Origin of the sequence: Cupriavidus sp. UYPR2.512 (assembly GCF_000379565.1) — a bacterium.
In the GTDB taxonomy this organism is placed as follows: Bacteria; Pseudomonadota; Gammaproteobacteria; order Burkholderiales; family Burkholderiaceae; genus Cupriavidus.
Genome location: NZ_KB902954.1, coordinates 1 through 4,446 on the forward strand (window position 1 = coordinate 1; position 4,446 = coordinate 4,446).

The window sequence follows — 4,446 nt, forward strand, 5'->3', positions numbered from 1 at the left end:
CAGTTGCCGTTCGGACCGAATGCTATACAGAACCTGCAGCAGCATCGCGCGCAGCAGCTTCTCCGGCGCAATGCTCGGGCGTCCGCCCTTGATATCGGCTTCGTACATGCTTGCGAACAGCCGATCCATCTTCGTCAAGGCCTGGTTGACCATGGTGCGGATCGGGCGCAACGGATGCGCTTGCGGCACGAAATCTTCGAGTCGCAGCATGGTGAACAGGCTTTCGGTGAAGGTGTCGGCGCCGCGCATGAATCTCGGATGGAGTGTCAACGCCTTGGCACGCTACCGCGCTGACTTCGGGCTAGGTATTTCAGCTGCCTGTTAGGGAAGAGATCATGAACCTCAATAGCCGCCACGGCAATCAATGCGGAGAAGAAAACCAGCCAGTGGAGGGTTCTCATCGCGAGGGTGTACCTGGCTTCTGCATTCATCGTGGCATCTCCATCGGATCAACATTTGTCATGGTGTCGTGAGGTAGCGTTTCCTGGTGTCGCACTGTCGGTTGGGTGAGTGTCGTCAATTCGCAAGCTGGCTCAGTCGTCGAAATCCCACATCCGGTGAAGGTCAAGACCGAGTCGGCTGTCGGCTTCCAGTGCATCGACCCGCGCAAGCCGTTCGGCCAGCAACACCTCGGCAAGGCTGCGGCGTACCGCGAGCAGTTCTGCCAGGCCGGACTCGCCTGCGCGATAGGCGCGCGTCGCGCGATCCGACGCGGTGCGTTGCAGGCTCGCGGCCTCGGCCTGAGCCTGCGCCGACGAGCGCCTTCCAACCAGATTCCGGTACTGCACGTCGAATTCCGTGCCGAGCCTGCGCTCGGCCGCCATGCGGCTGCGCGCGGCGGCGTCGGCGTCCGCAGCCGCGGCCGTGGCGGCCGCGAGGCGATGATCGCCGCCAAGCGGCATGGCAACGCTGACGCCAAGTATGCGCTCCGCTCCGCCCCGCTCGATCATTACAAACATCCCGACCGTTGGATCAGGCTTGCGCTCCAAGTCCGCTCGAGCGGCCTGCTGTAGCGCCTGCGCTTCCTGCGCCATCGCCAGCCGGTACTCATGGCTGCCCCGGACGTAGTCCGTTCGCAGCGCCTCGGGCGGCTCGTGGGGCACCGGGGGCAGCGCTGCACCCGCCAGAGGGCGGGGTTCCCCCAGCCCGGGAAACCGGCCACGCAATTCGGCCAGCGCCGCCTGCTCGGCTGCGGCGGCCGTCGCGAGCGCTGCCTGCGTGCGCGCGTGATCCGATGCGGCCAGTTCCCCGTCGAGCCGCGCGGCGTCGCCCGCCTGGATGCGGCGGGTAGTTATGGCGACCAATTCGCCGGCTGCGCGGACGTTATCCTGCGCGGCCAGGCGAGCCTGTCCCGCACGCATCACAGCGAAGCACAGGGCCAGGACCTGGCGCGACGATTCGTGCCGGGCATCCATCACGGCAAGGTCGCCGGCTTCGGCGGTCGCATGGGCCAGCCGCGCATCGGCGTCGGCCTTGCCCCACAGCCGCAGCGGCCGGTCCACGGCTATCTGCCCTTCAGGGAAACGCTGGGTTGGCTCCCGCACGCTGCGACCCTGACCCACCGCACGCACCACCGTTTCGGCCGTGCCCGCACGGATCCCGACGGCGCGCGCGAGCGTGGCATCCCGTCGTGCCTCGGCGGCCATCACATCTGGCGAACCGGCAATGGCTTCTCGCACGACTGCCTCGTCAGGCAGATAACCGTGCGCACCGCTGGCTTGCGCCGCAGCACTCCAGATGGTCATCGTGCTGACCGTTGCAGCAAGGGTGACATACAGCTTGCGCGTCATTGCAGCTCTCCCTGTCGGGTGGCAGGCCGCTGTCCCGGCAGGCCGAAATACTCGAACAACAATGGAAGAAGGAGCAGCGTCAGCGCCGTCGAGGAAACGAGGCCACCTGAGACAACAATTGCCAGTGGGCGCTGGATCTCGGATCCAGGCCCGCTTGCCAGCAACAGCGGTATCATTCCCAGCGCCGTGATGCAGGCGGTCATCAGAACGGGGCGCAAGCGGTCCCGGACGCCGGTCCGGACGGCCTGCGCCATGTCGAGTCCGGATTCCAGCAGCGTATTGAAGTGCGACACCAGTACGACCCCGTTGAGCACCGCGATGCCGAGCAGCGCGATGAAGCCGACCGACGCCGGAACCGACAGGTATTCCCCCGACAGCCGCAACGCGGCGATGCCTCCCACCAGCGCGAATGGAATGTTGGCGAGCACCAGTACGGCCTGACGCACCGATCGGAATGTCAGCGTCAGCAGGAAGAAGACGGCGGCCAACGCCATCGGCACGACCAGAGCCAGACGTGCCGCGGCTCGCCGCTGGTTCTCGAATTGCCCGCCCCAGACGATACGCAGGCTCTTGGGGAGCGTCTTGAGATTGGCGACTGCCGACTGCGCCTCCTGAACGAAGCCAGCCAGGTCGCGGCCTTCCACGTTTGCCTGGATTACCGCGAATCTGGCGCCGTTCTCATGATTGATCCGCACGGGGCCGTCCACCCGCTCAAGGCTCGCCAATGATGTCAGTGGCCAGGCCCGGCCGTCCGGCGCCGTGACCAGCAGGCTGGCAAACGCCTCGGGCGCCTGGCGCAATGCCGCTCCGCCACGCAGGATCAGTGGCGTGCGGAGGATCCCCTCCGGCACCACGCCGATGCGGTCGCCCTCCACCAGCGCGCGCAACTGCGCCTGCAGGGCGTCTCCGGTAAAGCCCGCCTGGCCCGCGGCGGCGCGGTCGAGGGACACTTTCAGGTATTGCACGCCGCTGTTGCTGGGAGCAATCACGTCGGCCGCCCCTTTGATGCCACGCACGGTCGTCGCAATAACCTGCGCCGCCGCGTCGATGGCCGCGAGGTCGCTACCGAATAGCTTGATGGCAACGTCGCCGCGCGTGCCGGTCAGCATTTCTGAAACACGCATCTCAATGGGTTGCGTGAATCCATAGATCACACCGGGAAAGCGTTCCATCACGCGCCGAATCGCCTCGGCAATGTCGTCTTTGCTGCCACGCCACTGATCCTTGGGCTTTAGCACCAGGAAGGTGTCGGTCTCGTTCAGGCCCATCGGATCCAGGTCCAAGTCGTCGGAGCCGGATCGCGCCACGATGGAACGGATCTCCGGGACTTCCTTCAACAAGTCCTGCTGTACACGCTGGTCCAGATCAAGCGAAGCCGCAAGCGACACGGACGGCGTCTTCTGAAGCTGCACGATCAGGTCTCCCTCGTCCATGGTCGGCATGAAGGTCTTTCCCACGGATAGGTACAGCACGGCGGCACCGGTCAGCGCCACGCCCGCGGCGCCGAAGACGGTGCGGCGGTGCGTCGTGCTCCAGTCCTGCATTCGGCCAAAGCCGGCCGACACCGTGCGCATCAGCCAAGGGGGCTCGTCGGCGTGCGAGAGCAGCAGCCACGATGCCACCGCCGGGACGACCGTGAATGCAATCACCACCGAAGACGCCAGCGCCAGCACGATTGTGAGTGCCACCGGCGCGAACAGCTTGCCCTCAAGTCCCTCCAGCGACAACAGCGGCAGAAAGACGATGGCGATGATGGACACACCGGCCAACATCGGCAGGGCCACAGCTGCCACCGCGTGCCGAATCACCGCGCAGCGCAGCGCCTCATCGGTCTTGTGAGCTTCGGCTCGTGCCAAGGCCGTCTCGATGTTCTCTACGACTACCACGGCGGCGTCCACCAGCATGCCCAGCGCGATCGCCAGGCCGCCGAGGCTCATCAGATTCGCAGTGAGTCCCGTGTAGCGCATCAACAGGAAGGTGGCGAGCATCGACAGTGGCAATGTCGCCGCCACGACCAGTGCAGCGCGCACGCCGCCGAGAAACAGGTACAGCGTGACCACCACCAGCACGCCGGCCTCGGCCAGCGCGCGGACCACGGTGTTCGCCGCGCGTGTTACCAGTTCCCCGCGGTTGTAGAAGATCCTCGTCGACATGCCCTTCGGCAGACTGGTCGCCAGCTCGTCTAGCCGCGCCTGTACCGCCTGCACCAGTTTGCGCGCATCGGTACCGCGCAGACCCAGCACGAGCCCCTCCACTGCCTCGCCCTGCCCGTCCTTACTGACCGCGCCGTTGCGGGTGGCCTCGCCAGGTCGCACGGTGGCCACATCGCCTACTGTCACGGCTGGCGCGCTGGTAAGGCTCCGTGTAGCTTCCACGACAATGGCGCGCAAGTCATCGAGCCCCCTTATGCCCACCTCATTACACACAACTCCTGGCGGCTGGTGCGCCGCAGAAAGTCGTTTACGGTCAATGACATAGCGGGTGGGGTTGTAAACTCTTTCGGATTGTCGTTCACTCTTGCATTTTGGACGGCACATGCAGCGAGAGGCAACGAGTTGGGCAGCGGCAGAATTCAAGGACATTGACTTGGGCGACCAGCGCCTGAATAAGCGGGCGGTGCTGCTAGCGGAGCGACTCGCAGAGAAGCCGACGGCAA

3 protein-coding genes and 1 pseudogene are annotated in these 4,446 nt (G+C 65.5%); 1 reads left to right on the forward strand and 3 read right to left on the reverse strand.

Features of this window, described 5'->3' with window-relative positions; all coding sequences use genetic code 11:
* The 3 genes and pseudogenes from A3A5_RS38495 to A3A5_RS38500 form a co-directional block, all read right to left on the reverse strand.
* Window positions 1-249, reverse strand: a 249-nt coding sequence (locus A3A5_RS38495) for a transposase (protein WP_018311098.1), incomplete at its 3' end; no start/stop codon positions are given.
* A gap of 284 nt (window positions 250-533) precedes the next feature.
* Entirely contained in the window at window positions 534-1,790 is a 1,257-nt protein-coding gene (locus tag A3A5_RS0113490; RefSeq protein ID WP_018311100.1) for a TolC family protein, read from the reverse strand.
* Window positions 1,787-4,219, reverse strand: a pseudogene (locus A3A5_RS38500) (efflux RND transporter permease subunit); the annotation flags it as partial. The pseudogene A3A5_RS38500 and the gene A3A5_RS0113490, both read right to left, overlap by 4 nt.
* Window positions 4,220-4,325: 106 nt before the next feature.
* Between A3A5_RS38500 and A3A5_RS41475 the strand changes: the two are divergent.
* A partial coding sequence (locus A3A5_RS41475; protein WP_018311102.1) for a transposase DNA-binding-containing protein occupies window positions 4,326-4,446 on the forward strand: 121 nt, incomplete at its 3' end.